13 protein-coding genes and 1 pseudogene are annotated in these 15,058 nt (G+C 41.8%); 11 read left to right on the plus strand and 3 right to left on the minus strand.

What is annotated here, in order from left to right; translation table 11 throughout:
• The first annotated feature begins 135 nt into the window (after nucleotides 1-135).
• Nucleotides 136-2,061 (plus strand): monovalent cation:proton antiporter-2 (CPA2) family protein, encoded by a 1,926-nt coding sequence (locus ACED29_RS13215; RefSeq protein WP_182697148.1) that lies wholly within the window; start codon nucleotides 136-138, stop codon nucleotides 2,059-2,061.
• A 137-nt stretch (nucleotides 2,062-2,198) separates the two neighbouring features.
• On the opposite strand, the gene metG is transcribed toward ACED29_RS13215, so the two are convergent.
• The gene (gene metG / locus ACED29_RS13220) at nucleotides 2,199-4,250 is read right to left on the minus strand and encodes a methionine--tRNA ligase (RefSeq protein ID WP_182697149.1); all 2,052 of its coding nucleotides are present in this window, start codon (nucleotides 4,248-4,250) and stop codon (nucleotides 2,199-2,201) included.
• A 156-nt stretch (nucleotides 4,251-4,406) separates the two neighbouring features.
• Here metG and apbC point away from each other — a divergent pair, with 156 nt between their 5' ends.
• The 9 genes from apbC to ACED29_RS13265 are packed head-to-tail and all read left to right on the plus strand — an operon-like array spanning nucleotide 4,407 to nucleotide 11,489.
• Complete coding sequence (apbC, locus tag ACED29_RS13225) at nucleotides 4,407-5,522, plus strand: iron-sulfur cluster carrier protein ApbC (RefSeq protein WP_182697150.1); 1,116 nt, start codon at nucleotides 4,407-4,409, stop codon at nucleotides 5,520-5,522.
• Between the two features lie 9 nt (nucleotides 5,523-5,531).
• Nucleotides 5,532-6,170, plus strand: a complete 639-nt coding sequence (gene udk, locus ACED29_RS13230; protein WP_124015879.1) for a uridine kinase — start codon at nucleotides 5,532-5,534, stop codon at nucleotides 6,168-6,170.
• Nucleotides 6,171-6,191: 21 nt separating this feature from the next.
• Complete coding sequence (gene dcd / locus ACED29_RS13235; protein WP_124015880.1) at nucleotides 6,192-6,776, plus strand: dCTP deaminase; 585 nt, start codon at nucleotides 6,192-6,194, stop codon at nucleotides 6,774-6,776.
• The gene (pabC, locus tag ACED29_RS13240; RefSeq protein WP_182722775.1) at nucleotides 6,776-7,603 is read left to right on the plus strand and encodes an aminodeoxychorismate lyase; all 828 of its coding nucleotides are present in this window, start codon (nucleotides 6,776-6,778) and stop codon (nucleotides 7,601-7,603) included. Before dcd ends, pabC begins: the two co-directional genes overlap by 1 nt.
• 4 nt (nucleotides 7,604-7,607) lie before the next feature.
• Entirely contained in the window at nucleotides 7,608-8,618 is a 1,011-nt protein-coding gene (gene mltG / locus ACED29_RS13245) for an endolytic transglycosylase MltG (RefSeq protein ID WP_371697844.1), read from the plus strand.
• Nucleotides 8,615-9,262 (plus strand): dTMP kinase, encoded by a 648-nt coding sequence (tmk, locus tag ACED29_RS13250; protein ID WP_182697152.1) that lies wholly within the window; start codon nucleotides 8,615-8,617, stop codon nucleotides 9,260-9,262. Before mltG ends, tmk begins: the two co-directional genes overlap by 4 nt.
• Nucleotides 9,263-9,290: 28 nt before the next feature.
• Complete coding sequence (gene holB / locus ACED29_RS13255) at nucleotides 9,291-10,265, plus strand: DNA polymerase III subunit delta' (protein ID WP_371697840.1); 975 nt, start codon at nucleotides 9,291-9,293, stop codon at nucleotides 10,263-10,265.
• A gap of 54 nt (nucleotides 10,266-10,319) precedes the next feature.
• A complete protein-coding gene (locus tag ACED29_RS13260; RefSeq protein WP_124015885.1) occupies nucleotides 10,320-10,646 on the plus strand; it encodes a PilZ domain-containing protein in 327 nt (108 codons plus the stop codon).
• 54 nt (nucleotides 10,647-10,700) lie between these two features.
• Complete coding sequence (locus ACED29_RS13265; protein ID WP_273057145.1) at nucleotides 10,701-11,489, plus strand: TatD family hydrolase; 789 nt, start codon at nucleotides 10,701-10,703, stop codon at nucleotides 11,487-11,489.
• A 363-nt stretch (nucleotides 11,490-11,852) separates the two neighbouring features.
• Here the strand turns inward: ACED29_RS13265 and rsmF are convergent, their stop codons facing one another.
• Entirely contained in the window at nucleotides 11,853-13,307 is a 1,455-nt protein-coding gene (gene rsmF / locus ACED29_RS13270; RefSeq protein ID WP_371697841.1) for a 16S rRNA (cytosine(1407)-C(5))-methyltransferase RsmF, read from the minus strand.
• Between the two features lie 124 nt (nucleotides 13,308-13,431).
• On the opposite strand from rsmF, the gene ACED29_RS13275 reads away from it, so the two are divergent.
• Nucleotides 13,432-14,658, plus strand: a complete 1,227-nt coding sequence (locus ACED29_RS13275) for a nucleoside recognition domain-containing protein (protein ID WP_182697155.1) — start codon at nucleotides 13,432-13,434, stop codon at nucleotides 14,656-14,658.
• A gap of 102 nt (nucleotides 14,659-14,760) precedes the next feature.
• Here ACED29_RS13275 and ACED29_RS13280 read toward each other — a convergent pair.
• A pseudogene (locus ACED29_RS13280) lies at nucleotides 14,761-15,058 on the minus strand (MCE family protein); the annotation flags it as partial.

Consider the following 15,058-nt stretch of genomic DNA (forward strand, 5'->3'; position numbering starts at 1 on the left):
CTTTGCTATCGTGTAGATAACAAATGGTTGTAGCGACGCTCTGGCAAGGTTACTGGGTCATTGATGTTGAATGTGGCCGGTATCATTGATGATAGAGCGTGTGCGGATGATATTGCTTTCTTTGAGATTGAGTAAATGACCGAGTATTTTTTACAAGCCTTTATTTATTTAACCGCTGCCGTTATCGCCGTCCCTTTAGCAAATAAATTGGGATTGGGGTCGGTACTCGGATACCTCATTGCTGGGGTTGTTATTGGACCTATTATTGGTTTAGTGGGCAGTGAAACCAACACTATCCAACATTTTGCTGAATTTGGTGTTGTGATGATGCTCTTTTTGGTTGGCTTAGAACTTGAACCAAAAATGTTGTGGGCGATGCGAAATCGTTTACTCGGACTGGGTGGTCTGCAAGTTGTGGGGTCGGTTGTGGCGGTTATGGCCTGTGCTATTTATGCTGGCTATCAATTGAGTATTGCATTAACTATCGGGTTAATTTTTTCTCTGTCTTCTACCGCAATTGTATTACAAACGTTATCTGAAAAACGTCTCAATAAGACTCATGCAGGTAAAAATGCCTTTTCGGTATTGTTGTTTCAAGACATTGCCGTTATTCCCATGTTGGCCTTTATTCCGTTATTGGCTTTACCTGAATTAGTTGAGCAAGCCCAAGCTGCTGTAAGCAGTATGAGTGAACAACACGAGCAGCTAAGTTTAGTGGCATCTCTACCTGGGTGGGCGTATGCGATTGTATTGTTGTTAGCCATTAGTGTCGTGGTGTTGGGCGGCCATTATTTAAGCCGACCTTTATTTAAAATCGTTGCTGAGTCTGGTGCGCGTGAAATATCAACAGCTGCAGCACTTATGTTAGTCATAGGCATTGCCGCATTAATGAGTTTGGTGGGGATCTCGCCTGCATTAGGTACCTTTTTAGCGGGCGTGGTGCTAGCAAACAGTGAGTTTAAGCATGAGCTTGAAGCAAATATAGGTCCGTTTAAAGGCTTGTTGTTAGGCTTGTTTTTTATCACCGTGGGTGCCGGGATAGATTTTTCGGTGTTGTTTGCTGATTTTGCTGAAATCATTGCCATCACCTTAAGTGTGATGTTGATAAAAGCGATGGTGTTGTACGTGCTAGCATTGATTTTCAGGATTAAAGGCAGCGATCGTTGGTTATTCACCTTATGTCTAGCTCAAGCGGGTGAGTTTGGCTTTGTATTGCTAAATTTTAGCGTGCAACAACATGTTATTCCAACTGACTTAGCTCAGACCTTGTCTATCGTAGTAGCACTATCGATGTTTTTAACCCCTGGACTATTCATTTTATTTGATAAAGTCATTTACCCGCGCTTTCAAGTGAAAACTAATCAACGTGAGCAAGATAATATCGATGATGAGGGCACTGTTATTATTGCGGGTATTGGCCGTTTTGGCCAAGTGGTCAATCGCTTTTTAATATCAAATAATATTAAAACAGTCGTACTCGATTATCAGGTATCACAAGTGGACACTATTAGGCGTATTAATACTAAAGCCTATTATGGTGACGCCACTCGACCTGACTTATTAAAAACAGCCGGTATAGAACAAGCATCGCTTTTTGTGGTGGCTATCGATAATCGCGAAAGCAGCGTTGAATTAGTCAAATATTTGCATCAAACTTACCCAAAACTGAAAATTGTCGCCAGAGCCTTCGATCGAGGCCATGGTCATTTGTTAAAAGATGCCGGGGCTGACATCGTCGAATCAGAAACCCATCATTCAGCACTTGAACTGAGTGTGTCCTCGTTACAGTTGCTTGGTAACAGTGAAGAATATGTTTTAAGACGAAAGGCAACCTATAAGCGTGTTGAAAAAGAAGCCTCAAAGCGTTTATATGATTTTTGGTTGAAAGAATCAGCAGGTGAGCGCTACAGTAACGATTTTATTAAACTGTTTATGTTGTATGAAGAGCGATTGAAACAAGCAATGGATGAAGATAATGCCGCTCATCATGCAGATGTTGATCTTCAGCATGCTATTAAGCTAACCCAAAAATCTGACGGTGATGTTAGCGTTAATGATTAATGGATGATTTTATTATTGTCGATGAACCTGCTAACTGGCTGCAATGGCTTTGATGATTAATAATTGCTTATTGATTTGATGAACGTGCAAACTAAAAAAAAGACCGCCGCAGCGGTCTTTTTTTATGAAGTTAAGTGTTATTTAACTCGCATACCTGGCTGCGCACCTTCATGAGGTTCAAGTATAAATAAATCTTTACCACCCGGGCCAGCCGCTAATACCATACCTTCTGAATCACCAAACTTCATCGTGCGTGGGGCAAGGTTTGCCACCATTACGGTGAGTTTACCCACTAAGTCTTCAGGCGCATAAGCCGATTTTATACCCGCAAATACTTGCTTAGTTTCGCCGCCTAAATCTAATTCTAGACGCAGTAGTTTATTGGCTTTCTCGATATGTTCCGCTTTGCTGATACGAGCAATTCGTAAGTCAATTTTTGCAAAATCTTCAAAGCTTATTTCTGGGCTGATAGGATCTTGCTCTAATTGATTAACGGCTTGTGTCGGCGCATCGGTGTTAGGTGCGTCCGTATTAGTGGCTTGCAAGTTTTCTTTAGAGGCATCGATGATAGCTTCAATACTCTTAGGTTCGATACGTTGCATTAAGGCTTTAAATGGTGCAATTTCATGGCCTGATAAATCTTGGGCCAAATTATCCCATGTTAAGGTTAACTGTAAAAATCCTTCAACATTTTCGGCAAGCTTAGGTAATACAGGCTTAAGATAAGTCACCAAAATTCTGAACAGATTTAATGCATTACTGCAAACCTGATGTGCTTCTTGTTGTTTATCTTCATGCTTAACTAATTGCCAAGGTGCGGCGTCAGCAACATAAGCATTAGCAATATCTGCTAGCGCCATGATTTCACGCATCGCTTTACCAAATTCGCGGGTTTCATATAATTCAGCAATAATCTCGCTTTTGGCTAAGAATATGTCGCTCAGGCTGCTGTCAGTAACCTTGGCTAATTTACCGTCAAAACGTTTACTGATAAAACCAGCGGTACGAGAGGCAAGGTTAACTAATTTTCCGACCAAGTCAGAGTTCACGCGTTGGGCAAAATCTTCTAAGTTTAAATCCAAATCATCGATGCGGCTGTTTAATTTAGCGGCGTAATAATAACGTAGGTATTCAGGATCCAAATTGTCTAGATAAGTGCGCGCTTTGATAAACGTGCCTTTTGATTTCGACATTTTTGAACCATTAACCGTGACATAGCCGTGGGCATACACGCTAGTTGGTTTACGAATACCAGCGCCTTCAAGCATGGCAGGCCAGAATAAACTGTGGAAATAGACAATGTCTTTACCGATGAAGTGATACACCTCTGCGGTTGAGTCTAGGCCCCAGAAATCGTCAAAGTTTAAGTCATCACGCTTATTACATAAGTTTTTAAATGACCCCATATAACCAATAGGTGCATCTAACCAGACATAGAAAAACTTACCTGGAGCGTCAGGAATTTCAAATCCAAAGTAAGGTGCATCACGGGAGATATCCCATTGCTTTAGGCCTTGATCAAACCATTCATTAAGCTTGTTGGCCATTTCTTGTTGCAAGGAACCTGATTGGATCCACTCTTTTAACATGCCTTCAAATGCAGGCAGGTCAAAAAAGAAATGTTCGGTGTCTTTCATTATCGGTGTTGCACCAGATACGGCTGACTTAGGATTGATTAAATCGGTAGTGCTGTAGGTTGCGCCACAATTATCACAGTTATCGCCGTATTGATCTTCAGACTTACATTTTGGGCAGGTGCCTTTAACAAAACGGTCTGGTAAGAACATTAATTTTTCAGGGTCATATAATTGTGAAATGGTTTTGGTTTTGATGTAACCACCATCACGCAGTTTTAGGTAAATATCACAGGCTAAGGCGCGATTTTCTTCGCTATGAGTGCTGTGGAAATTATCAAACTGGATATTGAAGTCGGCGAAATCTTGCTGATGTTCCTTTTGAACCTGAGCAATCATTTCTTCTGGTGTAATACCCATTTGCTGCGCTTTGAGCATGATCGGTGTGCCGTGAGCATCGTCGGCGCAAATGTAGTGGCATTCATGACCACGTAATTTTTGAAAACGTGACCAGATATCCGTTTGGATGTACTCAAGCATGTGGCCTAGGTGGATCGGGCCATTGGCATAAGGTAGGGCACTTGTGACCAGTATTTTACGCTGTGATTTTGTCATTTTGTCTCGATATCAAATTACACCAAAAATATTGCCTGATACTAACTGATTTGCAGACTTTTTTCACCAAAACATGACTTAAAAAAGCTTAATAGTCGCTATTTTTTTACCAAGTTCTGATACACTTGAGCAAATTTCTACTTCGGAGTTGCCGTTTTGGTCAATACACATACAAATTATCAATTAAGTGATGAATTATTGTCACCAGTGTTAGATATTTTAGAAGCATTTGAAGACCCTTATTTGCGTAAAGGCTTAGTGAGTGCAGGATGTGTAACCGCACTGTCGATAGAGGGAAAACGCCTACAATTAGGCTTAGTTTATCCTTATCCGTGCATGACACAATATCGCGATACCGTGATGGCTGTGACCAATAAATTGGCTGTACTTGACGCGATTGATGAAGTGGAGTGTGAAATTGATTTTCAGCCTCGAGTTTATTCAGCACTGCCTGCTATTCCACCTATTCCTAACGTAAAGCAAGTTATTGCCGTGGCATCAGGTAAAGGTGGTGTGGGTAAATCAACTACCGCAGTGAATCTTGCATTAGCCTTAAAAGCTGAAGGCGCTGAAGTGGGTATTTTGGATGCCGACATTTATGGCCCGTCTATTCCATTGATGTTAGGTATTCCTAATTTTCGTCCACAATCGCCAGATGGCAAGCACATGACGCCCGCGCTAGTTCATGGTATTTCTGCGCAATCAATAGGTTTTATGTTAAGTGGTGATGAAGCCGCGGTATGGCGTGGTCCTATGGCAGCGGGTGCATTAGCACAGTTACTCAATGAAACCCAATGGCCTGAATTAGACTATTTGATTATCGATATGCCACCTGGAACCGGTGACATTCAATTAACCTTGTCGCAAAAAGTGCCAGTAAGCGGTGCAGTGATTGTTACCACGCCACAAGACATTGCCTTAGCGGATGCTAAAAAAGGCATTACCATGTTTAACAAGGTCAATATCCCAGTACTTGGGATTATCGAGAACATGAGTTTCCATCTTTGTCCTGAATGTGGTCATAAAGAACACCCATTTGGTACTCATGGTGGTAGTGAAATAGCTAAACGCTATAACGTGCCGTTGTTAGGCGCACTGCCACTGCATATCAATATTCGTGAATCAATGGACAATGGTACGCCGAGCGTAATGAGCGAACCAGAAAGTGAAGTGTCAGGGATATATCGCGAAATTGCCCGTAAGCTTGGGGCTGAGTTATCACTTCAACAAGTACAATCAACCGTAAAAATTAGCATATCAGAAGACGAGTAAGGTTAAGAGATGAATTCTCAGCAGTGTGTCATTATTGGGATTGCCGGTGCATCGGCTTCAGGTAAAAGTTTAATTGCTAAAACAATTTTTGAAGAATTGTGTCGTGATTTAGGAACCAATCAAATTGGTGTGATCAATGAGGATGCCTATTATCGGGATCAAAGTCATTTGACCATGGAAGATCGAGTCAAAACCAATTACGATCATCCAAAAGCATTGGATCATCAATTATTAGCGACTCATTTAACTCAGCTAAAACGAGGTGAAGCCGTTAGTATTCCTTGTTATAGCTATACTGAGCATACGCGTACCAGTGAAACGCTTAACATGCAGCCTAAAAAAGTCATTATCCTTGAAGGTATTTTGTTATTAACCGACCCTAAGCTTCGTGAGTTAATGGATGCCAGTGTGTTTATGGACACGCCATTAGACATTTGTTTTTTACGTCGGTTAACCCGCGATGTTGCTGAGCGCGGCCGCACAATGGAAACCGTTATTGCGCAATATAAACGAACAGTACGTCCAATGTTTTTACAGTTTATCGAACCGTCAAAGCAATATGCCGATATTATCGTTCCTCGTGGTGGTAAAAACCGCATCGCAACGGATATTTTAAAAACTAGAATTCAGCATTTATTGGCTAGATAGCCTTATTTAAGAGAGTGCCGCATGCGTTTAACCGATATAGAAATTGAGCAATGTTTAGATAATGGTAGCATTATCATCGATCCTCGCCCTGGTATAGAAGCCATTTCAGGTGTCAGTGTCGATGTCCGTTTAGGCAGCCAATTTCGGGTATTTAAAGACCATACGGCACCTTTTATTGATTTAAGTGGCCCCAGTGCAGAAATGCAAATAGCCCTTGATCGAATTATGAGCGATAAAATTGAAATCGCTGACGACCAAGCTTTTTTCCTCCATCCTGGCGAGTTAGCTTTGGCTGTGACCTATGAAAGTGTCACTTTACCAGCCGACGTTGTCGGCTGGTTAGATGGTCGCTCATCGCTTGCGCGCTTAGGTTTAATGGTGCATGTGACTGCGCATCGTATTGATCCTGGTTGGCAAGGGAAAATTGTGCTTGAGTTCTTTAACAGTGGCAAGTTGCCATTAGCATTACGCCCAGGCATGACCATAGGCGCGCTTAATTTTGAGCGCTTAAGTTCAGCAGTCGCTCGCCCTTATAACACTCGTAAAAGTTCGAAATATAAAGATCAACAAGAGGCTGTCGCAAGCCGGATCAGCCAGGATAAATAATGGCGCCAGTTTGGGTTAATCATCACGAAAACGGCACGATAAATCCATTTGATCGTGCTGTTGCTTATGGTGATGGTGTGTTTGCAACTATGCGCACCGCATCAGCTGATATGCCGGCAGGGATTTTATTCCTTGATGGTCATATTTGTCGTTTGCAGCAGGGCTGTGAACGCTTGGGTATTGAGTGGCATGCCAGTGATTTATTAATAGAGCAACTGCAGCAACTCGCGAGGCAATACCCACAACATTGTATTAAGCTTTTGCTCACGCGCGGAGTCGGCGGCCGTGGCTATCAAGCACCGTCAAGCTCAAACGTGACTGAAGTCGTGTCAGTTAATGCCATTCCAGATCATTATCTTGATTGGCAGCAAAGTGGCATTTCGTTAGCATCATCATCGATATGTCTAGGCAGACAACCACTTTTAGCGGGCATAAAACATCTTAATCGGTTGGAACAGGTGCTAATTAAGTCTCAACCTCTAGTTGACACTTATCAAGATTGGTTGGTGTTTGATTGTGATGGTTATGTGATTGAGTCATCAATGGCTAATCTTTTTATCGTCAAAAATAATCAAGTACTTACCCCTGCAATAACGCATGCGGGTGTCAGCGGCGTGATGCGCGAAATCATCATTGATACGCTGCTTTGTCATGGTATTGCTGTGATGGCAACACGACTTACGTTAAGCGATGTTCAAGCTGCTGAGCATATATTTATAACCAATAGTTTATTTGGCATGATTGATGTTACCGCCATTGACGATTTTCAATTTAGCCGTTGGACGCAAACACCGCGATTCAGGCAAATTCTAAGTGTGAATTTATAATATGATTAAAAAAATAAAAACATTTATATTAGCTAGTTTAATTCCTTTATTCACCTTGACTTGTATCGGTGGCTATTGGCTAGTATCTGGCCTAATGACTTATCAAAAACAGCCATTGCAGTTAACTGAAAGCCAGACGCTGACAGTAGAGCCTGGCACATCGGTGATTAAGCTTGCGCAACAGCTTGAGCAACAATCATTGATTACTGATAGTTGGAAAGTTAAATACCTGGTTAAACTTGAACCAAAGTTTGCCAATATTAAGACGGGCTTATACCAATTGATCCCCGGCGATACATTAGAAGCATTATTAAAACGTTTGTATTTAGGCCAACAAGTGGTTTTCAGTGTGACCCTAATCGAAGGCAAAACCATTGCTGAGTGGCAACAAACTCTGTCAACGACTGAACATTTAGCAAAAAACGCAGATGACTTTAACCAAGTGTTATTACAACATGGTGATACATCTGGCTTGCCTGAAGGTAAGTTTTATCCGGAAACATTCCATTATCATGCGGATGATAATTTACAGACCATATTAAATCGTAGTTACAACATGATGCAGGAGAGCTTAGCCCAAGCATGGGAAGGGCGTGATCCTGATTTAGCTTTATCGTCACCCTATGAGTTATTGATTATTGCTTCTATTATTGAAAAAGAAACTGGCAAACCTGAAGAGCGTGATTGGGTATCAGCAGTGTTTAATAATCGACTCAAAAAAGGCATGCGCTTGCAAACTGACCCAACGGTTATTTATGGTATGGGTGAGCGTTATAAAGGCAATATTACCCGTAAAGATTTACGCCAAGCGACTGCATTTAATACTTATACTATTGATGGTTTACCACCAACGCCAATTGCTGCCCCTAGCCGAGCATCACTCTTTGCAGCGGCCAATCCTGCTAACGTTAATTACTTATATTTTGTGTCACGTAATGATGGTAGCCATGTGTTTTCATCCACGTTAAAAGCACATAACAATGCCGTAAATGAATTTCAGAGAAAAAGAAAATGAGTCAACAGCAAGGCAAGTTTATTGTCATTGAAGGATTAGAAGGTGCCGGTAAATCAAGCGCGATAGCCCTGGTTAATGATATTATTCAGCGCCATATTGGTCAGGCTCCTGTGTGTACCCGTGAGCCAGGCGGCACGCCATTAGCAGAAAAAATGCGCGATTTAGTTAAAATTGCTGATGAGACTGACCCCTTGTGTGACGAAGCAGAGTGTTTGCTTATTTATGCTGCCCGATCACAGTTAATCGCTAATGTTATCAAACCGGCATTAGCTGCAGGTAAGTGGGTGCTGGGTGATAGGCATAACTTATCTTCACTGGCTTACCAAGGTGGTGGCCGAGGATTAATGCCCTTAGTCAAAGCGGTCAGTGATGCTTGTTTGAGAGGCTTTAAACCTGATCTCACCTTGTATTTAGATATCGATCCAACACTCGGCTTAAGTCGTGCGGCAAGTCGCGGCAAACTTGATAGAATTGAGCAGCAAGCGATTGATTTTTTCGAACGAGCCAGGCGTACCTACTTACAATTAGCCCATGAGGATGACAGCATAGTGGTTATCGATGCAAGTCAATCTATGGCGCAGGTTCATCATGATATACAGATGCAATTACAACATCATTTGCCCGTTCTTATGGCAGAGCTGTGATTGTTATAAAAAAGGATAATGTGGCGATATGAGTGATTATCAGATTGACCAATTACCATGGTTAGCCGAGCCGCATCAGCGCTTTGTTGATCAACATTATCGCGGTAAAACTAGCCATGCCCACTTGTTCAATATTGATAGAGCGCTTGGGGGGGATAAGCTCGCTAAAGCTGCGGCACAAACAATACTTTGCCAACAACTGACCCCAGTGGGTGCTTGTGGTCAATGTAAAAGCTGTTTGCTATTGGCTGCTGGTAATCATCCAGATCTGTATATTATTGAGCCAGATGGTAACCAAATTAAAGTTGATCAAATTCGTCAGCTATGTCAAAAATTAACGCAAACGGCTCAACAAGGTGGGGCGCGCGTGGCGATAATCGTTGATGCTGAGCGCTTAAATTTAGCCGCAGCAAACGCATTACTCAAAACACTTGAAGAACCTGGTGATGATGTTGTGCTCATTTTGCAAACCAATACATCAGCTCAGTTACTCGCGACTATTACTAGCCGTTGCCAAACTCTTAAATTTATTGAACCGACTAAGTTAGATATCCAACACTGGCTAGCTGCGCAGCAGCTGTTGCCTGCAGCCAATGCCGAGGGTAAAACTCACGATGTGACTTGGTGTCTTAGTGTTGTGGGTGGTCCTTTGGCGTTAGCAAACAGTTTAAGCAGTCAGCATTATCAACAATTGCTAACATTTCGCCAAGATTGGGCTCACAGTTTAAAAACGGGCCATTTAAGTGCTAGTTTACTCAAGGTGTCTGAACAACAAATTGTTGATGCACTTAATGTTTTGTATTTGTACTTACGTCAATATGTGTTAAAAAGTAGTAGAGTAAAAGCGGATCGTCAGCCATTAAATCCGTTAGTTCAAGCTAAAGTGATTGATCTTGGCGGGCAAGTGATGAAGATGTGTCATAAGCTTGAAACTATGCCCAGCGTGAATACTCAAGCATTGTGTCAACAATATGTTCTCGCATTTAGGAAGCTAACCAATTAACGCTATTTGGTTATACTAACATCTAACCTATTTATGGAATGAAAATAATTACTTATGGTCGATCTTGTTGTTCACTACGATACATTACATAAACTCTATCGTGCTTATATGCCGTTTATTAAGCCTGCTGGTTTATTTATTGCGACTACAGAAAGTCATTTTTTAGGCCAAGAGCTTACGATTGCTTATCGATTACCTGATGCAACCCAGGCCACAGAATTTAAAGGCACTGTGGTATGGATTAATCCATTAGGGGCATCCGGTGGGCGTCCTGCTGGTATTGGGGTTAAAATTAAAACAGATGTTGAAAGCCATAAACACCATATCGAAAAGTTATTATCGAGCGAACTTTCCTCTAGCGATTTGACCTGCACTATGTAGCTAGGTATTCTTGCGCATCTGTTTTATTTTTAATGTAGTTGCGAAAGAATTCCCATGCTAATTGATTCACATTGCCACCTTGACCGTTTAAAAGCGGCCCCAGACTCAGCCAGTTTACAATCCATTATGGACAATGCCAAAACTCAAGGTGTTGACTATTTATTGTGCGTCAATGTCCGCCAACAAGGCTTTGAAGCCATGCGCGACAAGGTGTCAGCCTTTGATAATGTTTTTTTGTCTTCTGGTGTACATCCTCTCGATGTGCAAGAAGGCTTGAATATTGAAGACATTAAACGTTTTGCTGACGATCCTCGCGTAGTGGCTATTGGCGAAACGGGTTTGGATTACTTCTATTCAAATGATACTAAAACCTTGCAACAACAGTGTTTTGAACAACAAATTGCTTTAGCTGTAGAGGTGAATAAACCATTAATTGTTCATACTCGTGATGCCCGAGAAGATACCATTAATATGCTTAAAGCTGGAGGCGCTGACAAAGTCGGCGGCGTATTGCATTGCTTTACTGAGAACTGGGAAATGGCTAAAGCGGCCATCGATTTAGGTTTTTATATTTCTGTTTCAGGTATTGTGACCTTCAAAAACGCGGGTGAGCTTCGCAGTGTTATTCGTCAAGTGCCTAAAGACAGATTACTGGTAGAAACTGATTCTCCTTATTTAGCGCCGGTGCCACATCGTGGTCAAGAGAATCAGCCAGCCTATGTTCGAGATGTAGCTGAGTTTGTTGCAGAATTACGCGGTGAAAAATTTGAAGCATTAGCGCAGTACACCACGGATAACTTTTTTAATTTATTCAAAGATGCTGCTAAGTTGATCGGTCGTTAACTAGATTCTGGCAATAATAATCCCTTTCCCACATTAAATGACTTTTAAATCAATATAATGGGGTAATGGATTGCTGATTGTTGATTGGAAAATAAGATAAAAAAAGACCCAAAACTATCCAATTGTTCTGGGTCTAGGGAAAGGGCTCGATTAAGAGCCTTGCGCTACTGTCGTGGCTGCTTAAGATTGCTTAAGCAGCCAAATAGTGAATCAAACATTGATTAACTATAGTCAGGTCGATTGGTTTTTGCATGAAATTTAATCAAATAAATCACTATTAATTTGATATTAAATTCATCTTTACATCAAGCCACTGATTATAGGGTTTATCGTCATGATTAAAAATGACTTGGTTACAAGTCGTTATAGGCTTAGATTGACGTTATCGCGGACTAACTCTCGCGGTAAATTGTTTTTCAGTCTATGGCCTAAATGCTTTACTACGCCTAATACTGCGTGATGATAACTGACTAACATTTCGCCTTGTGTCGTGATAGCCAAACGTTGTTGTATGGCATCATCAAAGCTGTTGCTGGCAATATCGCGTCCCATCAAAAAGTCTTTAGCTTGCGATGCTGTCAACTCAATGGTTCTTGGGGCATCGTATGTTGATGCTGATAAGGCAATGATGGCTTCATGTTTCGCTTTGTAGCCCTTCTTCATTGCGTCTGCGAGTTTCAGTCCAATACGCTGAAAACGCATTTTACCAATAAAAGGCATAAACTGAGCTGGGAATAACCAGTACTCGTCATCCCGTAACATAATGATGTCGTCGGCGGGGATATTGATTGAAAAACTTTCTTTAAAATAATGCCTTAACTCTGTTTGTTGTTTATCGTTTGCGACCGTAAAAGGGAAGTTTTTTTGTGACTTAGGCTGTTTTTTTCGTCGTTCAACCGAGGCTGTTTTGCGGATTTTGGCGACAAAGAATCCTTCACTGTCGTAAATTTGCGGCCAAACGTGTAGAAAACCTTCTTCGGTACATGCTTTGTCTGCGCCATCAAATAACTGCGCCAATGAGATAAACTCAACTGCATCAGGAAAGGTTTGTTGTAAATGTTGGCAAATATGCTGGTTTTCTAACTGGCTCAGAGTACAGGTTGAATACACTAAGGTCCCGCCGGGTTTTAGCGCTAAAAATGCCGATTCGATCAAATCTTTTTGAGTTTCGCCTATGGCGGTAACATCCTCAATATCCCAATGTTTTAAGGCCAATGGATCTTTACGAACCGTACCTTCACCGCCGCAAGGTGCATCAAGTAAAATGGCGTCAAATGCTTCAAATAAATACTCGCCAAAGACTCTGCCATCAAAATGGGTTAGAGCCGTGTGGCTAGCGCCCATACGGAGCACGTTGGCGTGTAATACCTTTACTCGGCTGGCAGAATATTCATTGGCCACTAACAAGCCACTGTTATTCATTAAGGCTGCGATTTGAGTGGTTTTAGAGCCGGGGGCAGAAGCCACATCTAAAACAATTTCAGGGTTGGCTTTACTTGAAAACAATGCCGTCGGTGGCAACATAGAACTGGCTTCTTGAATATAAAACAAGCCTTGGATATGTTCTATGGCATTACCTAGTTGAACATCGTCTTTACCTTCAATCCAAAATCCATCTTCACACCAAGGGATCGGCGATAGCAGCCAACCTGCTTGCCTCATGATATTGACGAACTGTGCGGTGCTAATTTTTAGTGTATTCACCCGAATAGATTTACGAAGCGGTTTGTCGCAATAGGCGATAAACTCTTCTAAAGATAAGTGAGTGGGTAACTCTTTCTCAATATGATTGATAAAGTTTGTATTTAATTGGGCCATAATAATAAACGATAAATTATTTTTGCAGTCATTGCAGCGATCATATCACGGAATTGTGCGCCCTGATCGGCAATGATTACTGTATATTGACGTTAGTAAAACTGACTAGATGATGGAGATATGCGTGTTAAATAGAGTGTGGTTATTATTTTTTATCATTGCAGCCTTGTCTATCGTAATCCAATTAGTGAATGGCAACGTCAATATATTAAGTGAGTCGGTTACGGCATTGTTTGCCAGTGCTAAATTAGCCGCTGACATTTCAATTGGGTTAATTGGCGTATTAGCCTTGTGGATGGGCTTGATGCAAGTAGGCGAAAAGGCCGGTGTTGTCGGTTTGTTTGCGCGGATATTCGAGCCTTTGCTGTCTAAGTTGATGCCAGAGGTGCCTCGTGGTCATGTCGCTTATGGCAGTATTAGCATGAATTTGACTGCCAATATGTTGGGGCTAGATAATGCCGCTACGCCTCTTGGCTTAAAAGCTATGCACGATCTACAAACCCTTAACCCTGTCAAATCAGTCGCAACCAACGCTCAAATTTTATTTTTAGTGTTAAACACCTCGTCAGTCACCTTAGTACCCGTCACCGTATTTCTATATCGTGCCCAACAAGGGGCGGCTAATCCTGCAGATATCTTTCTACCAATCTTATTGGCCACGAGTGTCTCTACTGTAGTGGGGCTATTGGTTGTTGCCTTAGTGCAACGGATTTCGTTATTTAACAGTGTTATTTTAGCGTATGCAGCTGTCATTATGAGTGTATTCATGGCAGCAATAGCTTATTTGGTAACATTGTCGGCAGATGCAATAGGGCAAGTGTCTATGGTGTTAGGCAATGGCATATTGTTGTTACTGATTTTAAGTTTTATTTTGGTTGCAGGCTATCGCAAAATTGCTGTTTATGATGAGTTTGTCGACGGCGCTAAGCAAGGCTTTGGCCAAGCCATTCAGCTGATTCCGTATTTGTTGGCAATGTTATTAGCCATTGGCTTTCTTAGAGCCTCTGGCGCACTAGATTATGCGTTACACTTGTTGGCAAGTGGCGTTAGTGCATTGGGCGCAGATACGCGCTTTATTGATGCAATGCCTACTGCATTGATGAAACCCTTTAGCGGCTCTGGCGCGCGTGCCATGATGTTAGAAACCATGAGTCATCATGGGGTTGATTCGTTTGCGGGTCGTCTAGCGGCTATTTTACAAGGCAGCACTGAAACGACGTTTTATGTCCTTGCTGTGTACTTTGGTTCTGTTGGTATTCGTAATGGTCGCCATGCGCTAGGTTGTGGATTAGCAGCCGACTTTGCCGGTATTACTGCGGCAATCGCTGTGTGTTATTGGTTTTATGGTTAATGATTAACAGTACCTCCTGATACTTAAGAGCTTAAACATCAAAAGGCCGATATATATACCGGCCTTTTGATCTTGCTATATCGCGAGTATTTCGAGATAAGACTACTTAGTTTGTAAAGGTTGCCATTGTATCCATTCATCTTGCATATTTTCATGCAATGGAAAACGGCTTGTTGCATCAATACCATTGCTGTCAGAGGTTGTATCACGCGTTGCAAATGCAATGCCGCCAGCCAGTATGGTTTCTAGTGAGCCCGTTTCTAACTGTGCGCCAGAAAATAAACCGATATCTAACTTGATCCCAGAAGCATCCCAAAATTGGCTACTTTGGTTTATTAAGTGGCTGTATTCAGCATTGACATGAGCAAACAGGGTAATTTCAATGCCTGATTTATCTAGT

The sequence above is a fragment of the Shewanella sp. 5S214 genome (genome assembly GCF_041439795.1).
Lineage (GTDB): Bacteria > Pseudomonadota > Gammaproteobacteria > Enterobacterales > Shewanellaceae > Shewanella > Shewanella vesiculosa.